Below are 15,123 nucleotides of genomic sequence, written 5' to 3'. Positions count from 1 at the left end.
ATCGTTGCTGTCAACACAGTCAGCCGGGCAGTGACGCCACCGGCTGTCGCAGTGAGGGAAAACTCAGCGCCTCAACCCGGTCCGCTGGCGTCGGCTTACCCAGCAGATAGCCCTGCAACGCATCAAAGCCTAAGCTGGTGAGCAAATGCTGCTGCTCTTCAGTCTCCACCCCTTCCGCCACCATACGCAGATTGAGGCTCTGTGCCAGGGTGAGCATGGCACTGACCACGGTCGCATCTTCACTGCCGGGCCGCAGGCAGTTAATAAAGCTGCGATCAATTTTGAGTTCACTGGCATCCAGATCTTTGAGATGCAGCAGGTTGGCATAGCCGATGCCGAAGTTATCAATCGCGACGCTTACACCCGCCTGCTGCAATTCACGAATGCGCTGCTGGCTGAAAGCGGGATCGCGCATGGCAATCGCTTCAGTGATCTCCAGCATCAGCGCGCTGCCTGGCAGCTGATAACGCGCCAGGGTCTGCGTCAGGATAGTCAGCAAATCACGCTGGTGAAACTGCAACGCGGAGAGATTCACCGATACCGTCCAGTCATTGTGGCCCTGGTTGTGCCATATCCTGAGCTGACGGCAGGCCTCCCCGATCACCCAGTTACCCAGCGCAATAATCTGACCGGTTTTTTCGGCACGCGGCAGAAACAGCTCTGGCGTCAGTAAACCGCGCTGCGGATGCTGCCAGCGCAACAACGCTTCGAATCCCATTAACCTGGTGCCGCCGGAACAGAATTTGGGCTGATAAAACAGCCGCATCTGCTCGCGCTCTATCGCCTCCCACAGATCGTTCGCCAGCTCCAGCTGATGCTGCGTCGCGGCGCTCATGGCCGGTTCAAACAGGCACCAGCCGTTTCGTCCGCTGTGTTTGGTGTGATACATCGCCGCATCAGCATTAAACAATAGCTCCTGCCGGTTGCGACCGTGCAATGGAAAGATCGCAATGCCCGCACTGAGTGAAACGTGCAGCACATAGCGGTCAAGTTCAAACGGCGAACTGATAACTTTAACCAGTTTTTGCGCCAGCTGGCGGGCTGCGCTGATATCGCACTCAGCCATCAGCACAAATTCATCGCCCCCCAGACGCACCAGCAGCATCGTGTTGCTGAGCTGGCTACGCAGCCGTTCCGCCACCGCCACCAGCAACCGGTCACCGACGTGATGTCCCCATGTGTCATTGACCGCTTTGAAGCCATCGAGATCCATATAGATCACGGCAAAGCGATGCTCATTAATCATCGCCTGTTTAATGGCGAGATCGAGCTGCTGCTCCAGCATCACACGATTGGGCAACGTGGTCAGGTTGTCATGCATCGCCAGCTGACGCAATTCCTGGTTAGCGCGATTGAGGCGGGTCGCCAGACGCGCGGCGCGCAGTTGCGCATCCAGCATCGAACTCAGCAGAGTGATACCCAGAATAGTCAGGGTAATCAGCGTTACCCACACCGCCAGGCCCGCATTACTGACGCCGTGCGGCTGCATCATACTGCTGTGGCTGAACTCTGCTGCCGCCATACCCACATAGTGCATACCGGCGATGGCGATACCCATGACCAGAGATGCCAGCCCACGCATCAGCATCAGATGATGATCGCCCTGGCGCAGATGAAAGGCCAGCCACAGCGCCAGGCCAGAGGCCGCAAACGCAATCAGCACAGAGAGCGCCACCAGCAGCGCATTCCACTCCGGTTGCGGTTCAATCAGCAGGGCATACATACCAAGATAGTGCATTATCGCTACACCCGCGCCCAGGATCAGCGTGCCGCGCAGCAGCCGCTGGCGGGTGAGATGCAGGCCTCCTACTGTCTGGCCAAAAGCCAGCACAGACGCCAGGATCGCCACCAGCAGCGAGAGGATCGTCAGCCGCGTGTCATAGCGCATCATCATCGGCAACATCATCGCCAGCATCCCGATAAAGTGCATTGCCCAGACGCCAATCCCCATTGCGATACCGCCCACCAACAGCCAGAACCGGGCGCTCCAGCCACGGGTTACCGCCACCCGTCCAGCGGTATCCAGGGCTGTAAAAGAGGCAATGAACACCACGATCAGCGAAACGCAGATCAGGACGCTATCCCAGGTGACAGGCAACATGTGCAACTCCTCACCACCCGCAGAGAAACGGATGCTGTGTACAGTCTGAAAAGTGATCTGAAAACACCCGATGGGTGAAAGTAATTAAATTTCGGTATTTTCTGGTCCTGACGGCCAGGCAAAACGCGCCCGCCGACGCTGGCCATTTATAACCTGCATCTTATTAACCGCCCGCAGAGCAAGCCGGTAAACCGTTATTATGTCTGATTGGTACAGGAACATATCACCGAAGCAGAAAGCTTGCCAGAGCCCGAAAAAACTAAGAATTTTGTTTTATCGCCTCGTCTTCGCGCCTTGCTGTTACTGGGTTATCGGCCGGGGAGACGTTTTGATTAGTCAAAAATAAATAGCAAGGCTTCGCGTAACGCTTTAACTGATCTATAGTAAGTAAAACTGATATAAATCAGTATTCTTAAGTCTAAGATTTTTCTTAAGATAGCGGCACTGCCTGCCTTGTTATTTTTATTTCCTTATTCTGGATTGAATCGTTAATAAACACCGGGTGAAAAAGCACTGACTCTGGATAATCCGTAAGGAAATATTATGAAACTCAAGCTTTTTCTGTTTGCCGCTGCAGGATTAACTGTCGCTATTCCGTCATTAACCCAGGCGGCGACGACCTCGGGAACCATCAATGCCACGTTAACTCTGACCACCGGTTGTCTGGTGAACGGTCAGTCGGCTACGGCGGGCGTTAACTTCGGTACCCTGAACTTTGGTAGCAGCGCCGCCACTTTCGATACCCTGAACGCCACACTGGTCGGTGCGGCTGGTAACGGTATTTTTGTGCGCTGCACCACCGGTCAGGACTACAACGTGGTGGTCACCAGCAGCAATACTGCACCGGCGACCATCTATGGCACCGCCTCTGCATCGCCGCGTTATCTGGTGCTGGGATCGGATAATGCACAGGGCATTGCCTATACCCTCTACAGTGACGCCTCCTTTACCACGGCGATCGCCAACAATACGCCTATCGCCGCCAGCGGTACCACCGATCCGACGCTGGGAACCAACTACGCCATCTATGGCCGGGTAGTCGGCGGCGGCTTTAACCCCCTGATCCCTGCCGGAACCTATACCGACACGATTAACGTTGCCGTGAACTATTAACTGCTGTCGCAGGTAAATACGGGTGGTTCTCTGGCGATCCTGCCTGACGATCGCATGCGGTCTGCCCCTGCTGACAGGGAGTATCAGCGCCTGGAGTCTGCCAACCAGCACCTTCCAGGTTACCGCGTCGATTGTGGCAGGCTGCGTGATATCCGGTACCAATACCGGCGTCTTTGGCACGCTTAATTTCGGTACGCAGGCTGGCGTGGCGGCGAATTCCGTCAACGCCAGCTTTCTGCAGAGCACCTCGATTAATCTCGCCTGTACGCCGGGCACCACGCTGAGCATGAGCATTAATCAGGGCAACAATTTCACAACGACCCGTAACCTGAAGCTGCCCAATTTCAGCAATACCGTTCCCTATACGCTCTTTAGCAACGCCAGCCGCACTACGGTGATCCCGGTGAACCAGGCGGTGCCGCTGAGTTATAGCAATGCCAATAACATTACGCTGCCGATCTACGGTCAGCTACAACTGCCCGGCACTGCGCGCGCCGGCGTTTATACCGACACGCTGACCGTCACCCTGAGCTGGTGAGGTGATAGAAAACAAGGATATGATCATGAAGCCACTGCGCGCCCTGTTGCTGCTGCTAAGTTCCACCCTGCTCTCCCCGGCCTTCGCCGCGAATTCGGTCATGATCTGGCCCATCGATCCCGCCATTAATCCCGAAGAGAAAGCCAGCGAACTCTGGCTGGAGAATCGCGGTAACAGCACTACCATGATGCAGATCCGCGTCTTCAGCTGGCAGCAGAACAATGGCCAGGAGCAGTATCAGACTCAGCAGCAGGTGGTCGCCAGCCCGCCAATGGTGCGGATGGAGCCAGGCCAGAAACAGCTGGTCAGGCTGATTAAACAGACGCCGCCTGCGGCCGGTAAAGAGCTGGCCTATCGGGTGGTGCTGGACGAGATCCCCACCCCGCGTAACCCCGGCGAGAATCAGGCCGGGCTGACCTTCCAGATGCGCTATTCGGTGCCGCTGTTTGTTTATGGCACCGGGCTGAACACAGACAGCGCTCGCCCGGCTCTGCGCTGGCAACAGATCAGCGAGGGCGGCAGGCGCTGGCTCCAGTTAACCAACAGCGGCAGCGGTCACGCCCGGCTGAGCAATGTGGCGATTGGCGGTCGCAAACTGGGCGAAGGCTTATACGGCTATGTGCTGGCTGACAGCTATCACCGCTGGCCGCTTACCTCGCCAGTGAGCGGCGAACTCACCGCAGAGGTTAACAAGAGCCAGTGGCGCAGCGCTGCCCAGAAGTAAGCGCTGAATGAGACCGTTTTCCCTGCATCCCTGCGCGCTGGCCGTGGCCAGCGTCATTTACACTTTTACGCCGGATCCTGTGCTGGCGGAGACTTACTCATCCCTGCCCCCGCCGCCCAGCCTGCAGACCAACAGCAACGGTCAGCAATATATGCTGGAGCTGGTGATTAACCAGCAGGAGAACGGCAATATTGTGCCGGCAGAGCAGCGCGATGGTCATTTCTGGATTCGCAGTGGCGATCTGCAACGTGCCGGCCTGCCAGCGGATAAGCTGGGCCAGCAGCCGCAGGTCGATGTCAGCAGCCTGCAACCCATCAAAGTAGAGTATGACGCTGCGCGACAGCGTCTGCTGCTGACCGTACCGCCTGAGTGGCTGCCCGGTCAGGTAATTGGCGAGGCGAAGAACGGACCGCGCTATCCGGGCCGTACCAGCAGCGGCGCGCTGATTAATTATGATCTTTACGCCAGCCGCACGGATAACAGTGGCTCCCGCCTGTCCGCCTGGAACGAACTGCGGCTGTTTGGTGATGCCGGTCATTTCTCTACTAATGGCGTCTGGCAACAGCAGCTGGAAGGCAGTACCACTTATCAGGATGATGGCTATATCCGCTACGACACCTGGTGGAGCAATGAAGATGAGAATGCGGCGGTGAGCTGGCGGGTCGGCGATCTGGTTACCGACTCGCTGGCCTGGAGCAGCAGCGTGCGGCTCGGTGGCATCCGCGTCGGTCGCGACTTCAGCGTCCGCCCCGATCTGGTGACCTATCCGCTGCCCGCCTTTTCCGGTCAGGCCGCCGTGCCTTCCACAGTTGATCTCTTTATCAACGGCTATCGCTCCAGCCAGGCGAACGTGCAGCCTGGCCCCTGGTCGATGACCAATGTGCCATTCGTTAACGGCGCGGGTGACGCCGTGATCACCACCACCGATGCGGTTGGCCGCCGCGTCACCACCACCATGCCGTTTTATGTCTCCAGTAACCTGCTGAAATCGGGGCTGTCGGACTACGCCTTCTCTGCCGGGGCAATCCGCGAAAACTACGGCATAAAGAACTTCGATTATGGTGAGGCAGCGGCCAGCGGCTCTTATCGTTACGGTATGACCGACTGGCTGACGCTGGAGAGCCACGCCGAAGGCAGCGAAACGCTGGCGATGGGCGGGCTGGGTGGTCAGCTGCGCGTCGGCAGCTGGGGCGTGGTCAACGGCGCGGTGGCGCAAAGTCAGCTCGATGGCGAGAGCGGCAGGCAATATAGCTGGGGATATCAGTACAACAACCGCTGGTTCAACATCGGCACTCAACAGACCCAGCGCAGCAGCGACTTCGGCAATCTGGCGCTGGTCGGCAGCCGTGCCGGTAGCCAGGCGGATAGCCGCTACGCACTCTCACGCCGCAGTGCTCAGTACAGCGCCAGCGTCTCGCTGAACCGCTTTGGCAGCGTCGGTGCCGCCTTCATCGACATCACCGACGGTCAGGGCGATCGCACCCGGCTGTGGAACCTCTCATGGAGTAAAAACCTGTGGGGTAACAGCAGCCTCTATGTCTCGGCCAGCCGCGATCAGCAGGAGAAAAGCTGGACCGGGGCGATCTCGCTGGTGATCCCGTTTGGTGAACAGGGCAGCGTGGCCCTCAGCACCGAACGCGATCAGCGTGGCCGCGACAGTCAGCGCGTTTATGCCTCACGCGCCATGCCCAGCGACGGCGGGTTCGCCTGGGATGCCTCCTGGGCGAATCAGAGCGGAGACAGCGGCGATTATCGTCAGGGCAGTCTGCGCTATCGCAATAACCAGATCGACACCTCGGCGGGCTTCTATGGCGACGATGACAACCTTACCCAGTGGGCCGATCTCTCGGGTGCGCTGGTGTTAATGGACAACAGCGTCTTTGCCGCTAACGAGATCAACGACGCCTTTGTACTGGTGAAGACCAGCTATCCCGACGTAAACGTGCGCTACGAGAATCAGTCGATGGGACGCACCAATCAACAGGGCTATCTGCTGGTGCCCGCCATCAGCAGCTACTACCCGGCCAAATATGATATCGACACCCTCGACCTGCCGGCAGATATGACCACGCCACGGGTTGAGCAGCGCTTTGCGGTGAAACGCCAGAGCGGCTATCTGCTCAACTTCCCGGTGGAGAAACTGCGCTCCGCCAGCGTAATCCTGGTCGATGCGCAGGGCCAGCCGCTGCCGGTATCAAGCCTGGTACAGCGTCCCGATCATCCCACCGGGTATGTCGGCTGGGATGGCATCGTCTGGATGGAAGATCTCACCGCCAGTAACCCGATGCAGGTGGTGACGCCCGATGGCCGCCACTGCGAAGCCGAACTGCGCATCGCCAGCGGTCAGCCGCAGGCGCTGAAAACTTACGGCCCCCTGACCTGTGCGCTGCCCGCTCCTGCCGCAGGCAGCGCCCCCTCTCCCGCTGAATCTTTTACGTCCGGAAACCGACCATGATGAAATCTGTAATACTGGCTGGCCTGCTGCTGTTACTGCCGTCGCTGGGCTACGCCGCCTGCGCCCTGCCCGCATCGACCGCCAGTTTCGGTTCAGTTACGACCTTTGTGGCGAACACCACCGTCAGTTCCACCACCACGAATGCCAACGTCAACTGTGGCGCGGGTGCCGGGCTGTCGCTGCTGGGCAATAACCAGATCACCTTTCAGCTGACAGGCGCGACCAATAGCAACGGCACGCGCGGTACGCTGAAACGCAGCGGTGATACCGGCAGCGATAATGTGCCGGTGCGGCTCTGCACCGACACGGCCTGCGCGACTGAACTGACGATTGGCGGCACACCGTTTGTCTATGGTTCGCAGACCCTGATCAACCTGGCGGGCTTGCTGGGCAGCCTTAACTTCGCTATCCCGGTCTATCTGCGCACCGTTCCCGGTCAGGTGGTCGCCGCCGGGACGTACCAGCTGACGCTGAATATGGCCGTGACTTATCGCATCTGCACCAGCATTGCGATTGGCAATATCTGTTTAAGCGAGCAGAACGGCAGCGGTGTCATCCCGATTAATATCACCGCCATTCTTACCAATGACTGCACCACCATTACCGCGCCGAATATCAGCTTTGGCAGCGCGCCGCTGGTCGGCAGCTTCTCCGCCGTATCACAGACCATCAACGTGTTGTGCAGCAAAGGCAGCACCTATACCGTCGGGCTGAGCAACGGCAGTTATCCGGTGGGTGGCGTCAGGAATATGGCGAGCGGCGCGAATCGGCTGAGCTATGAAATTTATAAAAGCACCACCAGCAATCGCTGGGGATCGGCAGGCACTGAACGCTGGAGCAGCACCACCTCGACGGCGGTATCCACGGATGGACTGACGCGCGGTTTTAACTACACCGCGCGCATCCTGACCACGCAGAACACGCCGCCAGCCGGGAACTACAGCGACAGCGTGGTGGTCGATTTGTCGTTTTAGAGTGAAGCACTGACCGGCGTGCCGCTGTGACGGATCTGATACTGCTTCACCATCCGGCCAATCAGCAACGTGCCGATCAGCCCACAGACTGCGGCAAAGGTCAGCCAGACGCCCGGCATCGCTTTGTCACCGGTGGCATGGATCAGGTAGCTGGAGATGGCAGGCGTAAAGCCGCCAAACAGCGCCGTCGCAAGACTGTAAGCCATAGAGAAACCGGCGGCGCGCACCTCAGCAGGCATGATCTCCGCCAGATAGACCACCATCGCACCGTTATAGCTGGCATAGAGAAACGACAGCCACAGTTCCGCTTCCAGCAGGTGGGCGAAGCTGGCCGATCCCACCAGCCAGTGCAGCACCGGCCAGGTGGTGACAATCATCAGCAGGGTAAAAATGATCAGCAGCGGACGGCGTCCGACGCGGTCCGACAGCGCCCCCATCAGCGGCAGCCAGAAGAGGTTTGAGACACCAACACAGAGCGTCACCAGGAACGCCTGCTTGTCACTCATCATCAACACCGTTTTACCAAAGGTCGGAGTAAAGGCGGTGATCATGTAGAACATCACCGTGGTGGTGACCACCATCAGCATCCCCGCCAGCACCAGCGCCCAGTTGCTGGCGACCGACCGCATGATTTCCGTCATGCTGGGATGATGTTTACGTTTGCTGAACGCTTCTGTCTCTTCCAGCATCCGGCGGATATAGAACAGGAATGGCACAATCAGACAACCGACCACAAACGGGATACGCCAGCCCCACTCCGTCACCGCCTCTTTCGCCAGCAGATGATTCAGCATCAGACCCAGCAGAGCAGCAAAGATCACCGCAATCTGCTGGCTGCCTGACTGCCAGCTGACGAAAAAGCCTTTGCGTCCTTTGGGTGCTACTTCGGCCAGATAGACCGATACGCCACCCAGCTCAACGCCCGCCGAGAAGCCCTGCAACAGCCGTCCCAGCAGGATCAGAATCGGCGCTGCCACGCCCAGGGTGGCGTAGCCCGGCACCAGCGCGATGGTCAGGGTGCCCATCGCCATTAAGCCCAGCGTCAGCAGCAGCCCTTTGCGACGACCATGATGGTCGATGTAGGCACCGAGGATGATCGCCCCCAGCGGGCGCATCAGGAAGCCGGCACCAAAGGTCATCAGGGTCAGCATCAGGGAAGCAAACGGGTCATCACCGGGAAAGAAGGTTTTTGAAATGGCGGTGGCGTAGTAGCCAAACACCATAAAATCGTACATCTCCAGGAAGTTACCACTGGTGACGGTGAAGATGGTTCGGGCGGCACTTTTCGGCGGCTTTTGTAAAGACGGGGTGTGACTCATAACGGCTTCCTGTTGTTTTTTAGCCGTTTTAGCCTGCCTGAGTCGGGATTAATGTGACCTGGCTCACCATTGCACTTTACAAATCTATGTACATAAGTAACAACCAATTAACAATTCAGCTCAGGCAGCATAAGTGATTAGCCTGGCCCTGATTTGCCTGATTTTATAGGGCTGGAGAGCAGCCATAAAAAAAGGCGACCTGAACAGTCGCCTTTTTCCTGAACCGGATAAACCGCTATTTCTTCACGGTTTCCATGCCCATCAGACCAATTTTCAGATAGCCCGCCGTGCGCAGCTTATCCATCACGCTCATCAGCGTTTCATAATCGACCGACTTATCCGCCTGGAAGAAAATGGTGGTCTCTTTGTTGCCCTGGGTCTGGTTAGTCAGCACGTTAACCAGCGACTCCGGCGTGACCTGATCGTTACCGACGTAAAGCTGCTTATCCGCTTTAATCGACAGGTAAACCGGCTTTTCCGGGCGCGGCTGCGGCGCGCTGGTTGAGGCGGGCAGATTGACGCGTACGTCGACCGTGGCCAGCGGCGCGGCCACCATAAAGATGATCAGCAGAACCAGCATGACGTCGATAAACGGCGTCACGTTGATCTCATGCATTTCACCATCGGTTTCCAGATCGTCGTTTAATCGCATTGCCATAAGAACTTACCCTAAGCGCAGTTTCTGAGCCGTCGCAGGACGCGGAACATCAGTAGCGACGGTGCCCAGATCGATATCACGGCTCTGCAGCAGCATCACCTGAGCGGCGACATCACCCAGCGAGGCTTTATAGTTGGCGATCATGCGGGCAAAGACGTTGTAGATCACCACCGCCGGAATCGCAGCGATCAGGCCAATCGCGGTTGCCAGCAGCGCTTCGGCGATACCCGGTGCAACAACCGCAAGGTTCGTGGTCTGGGTTTTAGCGATGCCGATAAAGCTGTTCATGATGCCCCATACGGTGCCGAACAGGCCGATAAACGGCGCAACCGAACCGATGGTCGCCAGGAATCCATTGCCCCGGCCGGCATGGCGGCTGAACGCAGCGACGCGGCGCTCAAGGCGGAAACTGGTGCGATCTTTAATCCCGTTGGTATCTTCCACGCCAGCCGACAGTTCGAGTTCATTCTGCGCATCATTCAGCAGCACCACACTGTGGCTGTGACCGGTAAACGACTGGGCAATGCGGGCGGCGTCGTTCAGATTGCGGGCTTCGCCCAGCGCCAGGTGCTCGCGCTTCAGGCGGCGCTTAGCGGCGCTGAGTTCGGCATATTTGCCGAAGAAGATCGCCCAGGTCACCACTGAGGCCAATAACAGGCCAATCATGACCACCTTTACCACGATATCGGCATGTTGATACATGCCCCAAACGGAGAGGTCCGTTTGCATCAAATCACTGGCTACCACGCTGCTTCTCCAACTTCTGATTCAGGGATGCGAGACAAGCGCGAATAATAGCAAAATGACGGCGAATTGATAGTAGTTCTCATTAGTATTTACAAAGCTGATCGCCGCCATTTACCCGCAATTGACCAGGTTTAAACACTTTTAAGAAGGATGTTTCGAAAATGTGAAGTTGCATGAAAATTTATTAAAACATCGTTTCAAAATGTGATGGCATTCATTCAATCAGCATTGCCGTATTTTACTGGCGCGCGTTTTCACTATGCTGGCTCCACACGGTTCTCTCCGGTTAGCCCCCGACGCCGGACGCCGTCCTACCTCAGCGGGAGACAAAATAATGAGAATGACGAAAACATGCCTGGCCAGTGCCCTGGCGGCGATGATGATGAGCGCCACCGCCACGGCACAGGTGATCAAAGTGGCTGAAGTCCAGCCTGCCGGTTATCCGACCGTGGTCGCGCTGCAGCACATGGGCGATAAACTCAAACAGGCCACCGATGGACGGCTGGAGATGAAGCTCTATGCCGGTGGCGTGCTGGGGGACGAAGACCAGACGCTGCAACAGGTGCAGCTGGGCGCAATCGACATGATCCGTGTGTCGCTGGCGCCGGTCACCTCGATCGCCCCGGAAACCAGCGTGCTGACCCTGCCCTACATTTTCCGCGACATTGACCACATGCACAAAGTGCTGGATGGCGAGATAGGCCGCGAAATTGCCGACAAGTTCGATAAAGATCCCAACGCCCGCATGGTGTTTCTGGGCTGGACTGATGCTGGTGAGCGCAACATGATCACCAAGAAGCCGCTGGCAAAACCGGAAGATCTGAAAGGCATGAAGATCCGGGTGCAGAACAGCGCCATCTCGCTGGCGACCCTGAAAGCGATGGGCGCGAATCCGGTGGCGATGGGCGTCAGTGAAGTGTTCAGTGCGATGCAGACCGGTGTGGTCGATGGCACCGAGAATAACCCGCCTACTTTTGTCGCCCATAACTATATGCCGGTGGCGAAGTACTACACCCTCAGCGGCCACTTTATCCAGCCAGAGATGATCCTGTTTTCAAAACGCGCCTGGGATCGCCTGAAACCTGAGGATCAGGCGCTGCTGAAGAAGCTCGGCAAAGAGGCGCAGGATGAGGAGCGTCAGCTCTGGGCGACCTATACCGAGCAGTCGATCGCCAAAATGAAGGCAGGCGGCGTCACCTTCCAGCAGACCGACCGCGACTACTTCGTCAAAGCGACCCAGCCGGTGCGCGATCAGTTTGGCGGCAAATATCAGGATCTGATGACCCGGATCGCTGAGGTGAAATAACCCTTCCGCGCCACACTGCCGTGTGGCGTGCTTAATCAGGTATCAATTATGGCTGCTTATACACGTCTGATGGATGGGCTCTATCTGCTGTGCATGCTGATTGCCGCCGTGGCACTGATGATTATGGTGACGGTGATCCCGATTGGGATCTTCGCCCGCTACGTGATGAACGGTGCACTCTCCTGGCCGGAACCGGTAGCCATTATCTGCATGATTATTTTTACGTTTATTGGTGCACCGGTCGGACTGCGGGCCGGAACGCATATCTGCGTTTCCATGATGACCGATCGCCTGTCGCCGGTACGGCAACGGTTGCTGCTGCTGGTCTGCGATGTGCTGATGATACTCACCTGCCTGGTGATCTTTCAGGCCAGCTACAGCCTGTGTGAAGCGATGTGGGTCCAGACCCTGGCCTCGCTGCCCGCCGTTACCTATGGCGAGATGTACCTGCCGATCCCGATTGGCGCGATCTTTACCCTGCTGTTTGTTATTGAGCGATTGCTGACAGGCGATCAGAGCCAGCGGCCGATTGTCACACTGGGTGGCACCCACTAATCCGGAGCAGAAGATGGATGCATTGATTTTGTTAGGCAGTTTGCTGGTACTGCTGCTGGTGGGGTTTCCGGTGGCATTTGCGGTCGGCCTGAGCGCATTTATTGGTGCATGGTGGATCGATCTGCCGCTGGAAGCCGTGGTGATTCAGATTACCAACGGCATTAACAAATTTTCGCTACTGACTATCCCGTTCTTTATTCTCGCCGGGGCGATCATGGCGGAGGGCGGCATTGCTCGCCGGCTGGTCAACTTCGCCTATATCTTTGTTGGTTTTATCCGCGGTGGCCTGTCGCTGGTGAACATTGTCGCCTCGACCTTCTTCGGCGCGATTTCTGGCTCATCGGTGGCGGATACCGCCTCGATTGGCTCGGTGATGATTCCGCAGATGGAGGAGAAAGGCTATCCGCGTGATTTCGCTGCCGCAGTAACGGCGAGCGGCTCAGTGCAGGCGGTACTGACGCCACCCAGCCACAACTCGGTGATCTATTCGCTGGCGACCGGTGGGCTGGTAACTATCTCTTCCCTGTTCGTGGCGGGTATCCTGCCTGGCCTGATGCTGGGTGGCTGCCTGATGGTAATGTGCCTCGGCTTTGCCCATAAACGCGGCTATCCCAAAGGGGAGCGTATTCCGTTTCGTCAGGCGCTGAAAATCTTCTTCGACGCGTTCTGGGGACTGTTTACCGTAGTGATTATTATGGGTGGCATCCTCTCCGGCATCTTTACCGCCTCGGAGTCCGCCGCGATTGCCTGTATCTGGGCCTTTTTCGTCACCATGTTTATTTATCGCGACTTTAAATGGAACCAGCTGCATATCCTGCTGTTCCGCACCATTAAAACCGTCACCATCGTGATGGTGCTGATCGCCTTCGCGGCCGGATTCGGCGCGGTGATGACCTTCATGCAACTGCCAACGATTATCACTGAGGCGTTTACCAGCCTCTCCGATAACAAATATGTGATCCTGATGTGTATCAACATCCTGCTGCTGGTGGTGGGGACGCTGATGGATATGGCGCCGCTGATCCTGATCCTGACGCCGGTGCTGTTGCCGGTCGCCACCGCGCTTGGCGTCGATCCGGTTCACTTCGGCATGATCATGCTGACCAACCTCGGTATCGGCCTGATCACCCCGCCGGTCGGTACGGTACTGTTTGTCGCCAGTGCGGTCAGTAAGCAGAAAATCGAGCAGGTGGTGAGTGCCATGCTGCCGTTTTACGGCATGCTGTTTATCGTGCTGATGCTGATTACCTATATTCCGGCTATCTCCCTCTGGTTACCGCGCCTGATGGGCGTAATGTAGCGTCGGCAAAATCGGGTCCGGTAGCGGACCCGATTTTCATCCTGCGACGCACTCTGATAATCACCATTGAGTCTCAACCCTGCTGGTCGTTTCGTGGTAACGTGAGGGCTTAGTCAGAAGCGGCAAAGGCGACTCATGACCACCAGAAAAATTGATACCACGCTCGTCAGTGCAGGACGCAGCAAGCGTTATACCCAGGGCTCGGTGAACAGTGTAATTCAACGGGCCTCCTCGCTGGTTTTTGATACGGTCGCGGAGAAGAAACGCGCCACCGCCGGTCGGGCAAAAGGCGAACTCTTTTATGGCCGTCGTGGCACCCTGACGCACTTTGCGCTGCAGGATGCGATGACGGAGCTGGAAGGCGGCGCAGGCTGTGTGCTCTATCCCTGCGGCGCGGCTGCCGTGGCGAACGCGATTCTGGCGTTTGTCGAGGCGGGCGACCACGTGCTGATGAGTGGCGCAGTCTATGAACCGACCCAGGATTTCTGTACTAAAATCCTGACTAAGCTGCAGGTTTCAACGGGCTGGTTCGATCACTGCATCGGCAGTGAAATCGGTGAGCTGGTGCAGCCCAATACCCGGGTCGTTTTCCTGGAATCGCCTGCCTCTATCACGATGGAAGTTCAGGATATTCCGGCGATTGTGGCGGCGGTTCGCGCTAAAGCGCCCGAGGCGATCATCATGATCGACAACACCTGGGCGGCCGGTATCTTATTTGATGCGCTGGCGCACGGCATCGATATTTCGATTCAGGCGGGCACCAAATATCTGATTGGGCACAGCGATGCTATGATCGGCACGGCGGTCGCCAATGCGCGCTGTATCGATCAGCTGCGCGAGAACTCCTATCTGATGGGTCAGATGGTCGATGCCGATACCGCCTACATGGCGAGTCGGGGTCTCCGCACGCTGGGCACCCGTCTGCGTCAGCATGAAGAGAGCGCGATTCAGGTGGCAGAGTGGCTGGCCGCGCGTCCCGAAGTGGCGCGGGTTAATCACCCGGCGCTGGCGCAGAGCAAAGGTCATCAATTCTGGCAGCGTGATTTTAACGGCAGCAGCGGCCTGTTCTCTTTTATCCTGCAGGAAAAACTCAGCGCGCCCCAGCTAGCGGAATATCTCGATCACTTCCATCATTTCAGCATGGCCTACTCCTGGGGCGGCTATGAATCGCTGATCCTGGCGAATCAGCCGGAAGAGCTGGCCGCGATTCGTCCGGCGGGTGGAGTCGATTTCACCGGTACGCTGGTGCGACTGCATATTGGTCTGGAGCACGTTGACGATCTGCTGGCTGACCTGGACGCCGGTTTTGCGCGCCTGACGCGTTAATAAACTC

13 protein-coding genes are annotated in these 15,123 nt (G+C 57.5%); 9 read left to right on the top strand and 4 right to left on the bottom strand.

The genetic code is table 11. From position 1 onward, the window contains the following. Positions 1-19: 19 nt before the first annotated feature. Entirely contained in the window at positions 20-2,101 is a 2,082-nt protein-coding gene (locus EPG66_RS15795) for a putative bifunctional diguanylate cyclase/phosphodiesterase (RefSeq protein ID WP_069025382.1), read from the bottom strand. A gap of 543 nt (positions 2,102-2,644) precedes the next feature. Between EPG66_RS15795 and EPG66_RS15790 the strand changes: the two genes are divergently transcribed. Genes EPG66_RS15790 through EPG66_RS15770 form a run of 5 tightly spaced genes read left to right on the top strand, consistent with a single transcriptional unit; the run spans position 2,645 to position 7,905 of the window. Then, positions 2,645-3,214 carry a spore coat protein U domain-containing protein gene (locus EPG66_RS15790; RefSeq protein ID WP_010249006.1) on the top strand — a complete coding sequence of 190 codons (570 nt, stop codon included), beginning with the start codon at positions 2,645-2,647 and terminating at the stop codon, positions 3,212-3,214. Between the two features lie 22 nt (positions 3,215-3,236). Then, complete coding sequence (locus tag EPG66_RS15785) at positions 3,237-3,752, top strand: Csu type fimbrial protein (RefSeq protein WP_069025383.1); 516 nt, start codon at positions 3,237-3,239, stop codon at positions 3,750-3,752. A 25-nt stretch (positions 3,753-3,777) separates the two neighbouring features. Next, positions 3,778-4,476 (top strand): fimbrial biogenesis chaperone, encoded by a 699-nt coding sequence (locus EPG66_RS15780; protein WP_010249009.1) that lies wholly within the window; start codon positions 3,778-3,780, stop codon positions 4,474-4,476. A gap of 7 nt (positions 4,477-4,483) precedes the next feature. Continuing rightward, complete coding sequence (locus EPG66_RS15775) at positions 4,484-6,931, top strand: fimbria/pilus outer membrane usher protein (RefSeq protein ID WP_182687492.1); 2,448 nt, start codon at positions 4,484-4,486, stop codon at positions 6,929-6,931. Beyond that, positions 6,928-7,905 (top strand): Csu type fimbrial protein, encoded by a 978-nt coding sequence (locus EPG66_RS15770; RefSeq protein WP_039388128.1) that lies wholly within the window; start codon positions 6,928-6,930, stop codon positions 7,903-7,905. Before EPG66_RS15775 ends, EPG66_RS15770 begins: the two co-directional genes overlap by 4 nt. Here the strand turns inward: EPG66_RS15770 and tcuC are convergent. From tcuC to exbB, 3 genes are all read right to left on the bottom strand, one after another. Next, positions 7,902-9,224, bottom strand: coding sequence for an MFS transporter (gene tcuC, locus EPG66_RS15765; RefSeq protein WP_031594444.1), 1,323 nt, complete (start codon positions 9,222-9,224; stop codon positions 7,902-7,904). The two genes, EPG66_RS15770 and tcuC, sit on opposite strands and share 4 nt — an antisense overlap. A gap of 235 nt (positions 9,225-9,459) precedes the next feature. Further along, on the bottom strand, positions 9,460-9,882 hold the full coding sequence (exbD, locus tag EPG66_RS15760) for a TonB system transport protein ExbD (RefSeq protein WP_010249013.1): 423 nt from the start codon (positions 9,880-9,882) through the stop codon (positions 9,460-9,462). A gap of 6 nt (positions 9,883-9,888) precedes the next feature. Then, a complete protein-coding gene (gene exbB, locus EPG66_RS15755) occupies positions 9,889-10,611 on the bottom strand; it encodes a tol-pal system-associated acyl-CoA thioesterase (RefSeq protein ID WP_022623877.1) in 723 nt (240 codons plus the stop codon). 352 nt (positions 10,612-10,963) lie between these two features. On the opposite strand from exbB, the gene EPG66_RS15750 reads away from it, so the two are divergent. The 4 genes from EPG66_RS15750 to metC all read left to right on the top strand — a co-directional run bounded on the left by EPG66_RS15750 (position 10,964) and on the right by metC (position 15,116). After that, positions 10,964-11,935 carry a TRAP transporter substrate-binding protein gene (locus EPG66_RS15750; protein ID WP_031594445.1) on the top strand — a complete coding sequence of 324 codons (972 nt, stop codon included), beginning with the start codon at positions 10,964-10,966 and terminating at the stop codon, positions 11,933-11,935. A 48-nt stretch (positions 11,936-11,983) separates the two neighbouring features. Continuing rightward, a complete protein-coding gene (locus tag EPG66_RS15745; protein WP_039388122.1) occupies positions 11,984-12,490 on the top strand; it encodes a TRAP transporter small permease in 507 nt (168 codons plus the stop codon). 13 nt (positions 12,491-12,503) lie between these two features. Continuing rightward, a complete protein-coding gene (locus EPG66_RS15740; protein ID WP_039388120.1) occupies positions 12,504-13,790 on the top strand; it encodes a TRAP transporter large permease in 1,287 nt (428 codons plus the stop codon). Between the two features lie 135 nt (positions 13,791-13,925). Beyond that, positions 13,926-15,116 (top strand): cystathionine beta-lyase, encoded by a 1,191-nt coding sequence (gene metC / locus EPG66_RS15735; RefSeq protein ID WP_010671119.1) that lies wholly within the window; start codon positions 13,926-13,928, stop codon positions 15,114-15,116. Positions 15,117-15,123: the final 7 nt, after the last annotated feature.

Source organism: Pantoea pleuroti, assembly GCF_014156615.1.
Classification (GTDB): domain Bacteria; phylum Pseudomonadota; class Gammaproteobacteria; order Enterobacterales; family Enterobacteriaceae; genus Pantoea; species Pantoea agglomerans.
The sequence above is the reverse complement of the archived record's forward strand: the minus strand, read 5'-3'. Positions and strand labels throughout refer to the sequence as shown.

Bases quoted from the DNA above. Each gene is read 5' to 3' on its own strand.
- EPG66_RS15770 (WP_039388128.1), top strand. From the start codon at position 6,928: ATGATGAAATCTGTAATACTGGCTGGCCTGCTGCTGTTACTGCCGTCG.
- EPG66_RS15740 (WP_039388120.1), top strand. From the start codon at position 12,504: ATGGATGCATTGATTTTGTTAGGCAGTTTGCTGGTACTGCTGCTGGTG.
- EPG66_RS15780 (WP_010249009.1), top strand. From the start codon at position 3,778: ATGAAGCCACTGCGCGCCCTGTTGCTGCTGCTAAGTTCCACCCTGCTC.
- EPG66_RS15795 (WP_069025382.1), bottom strand. From the start codon at position 2,101: ATGTTGCCTGTCACCTGGGATAGCGTCCTGATCTGCGTTTCGCTGATC.
- exbB (WP_022623877.1), bottom strand. From the start codon at position 10,611: ATGCAAACGGACCTCTCCGTTTGGGGCATGTATCAACATGCCGATATC.
- EPG66_RS15745 (WP_039388122.1), top strand. From the start codon at position 11,984: ATGGCTGCTTATACACGTCTGATGGATGGGCTCTATCTGCTGTGCATG.
- EPG66_RS15775 (WP_182687492.1), top strand. From the start codon at position 4,484: ATGAGACCGTTTTCCCTGCATCCCTGCGCGCTGGCCGTGGCCAGCGTC.
- EPG66_RS15790 (WP_010249006.1), top strand. From the start codon at position 2,645: ATGAAACTCAAGCTTTTTCTGTTTGCCGCTGCAGGATTAACTGTCGCT.
- EPG66_RS15750 (WP_031594445.1), top strand. From the start codon at position 10,964: ATGAGAATGACGAAAACATGCCTGGCCAGTGCCCTGGCGGCGATGATG.
- tcuC (WP_031594444.1), bottom strand. From the start codon at position 9,224: ATGAGTCACACCCCGTCTTTACAAAAGCCGCCGAAAAGTGCCGCCCGA.
- exbD (WP_010249013.1), bottom strand. From the start codon at position 9,882: ATGGCAATGCGATTAAACGACGATCTGGAAACCGATGGTGAAATGCAT.
- metC (WP_010671119.1), top strand. From the start codon at position 13,926: ATGACCACCAGAAAAATTGATACCACGCTCGTCAGTGCAGGACGCAGC.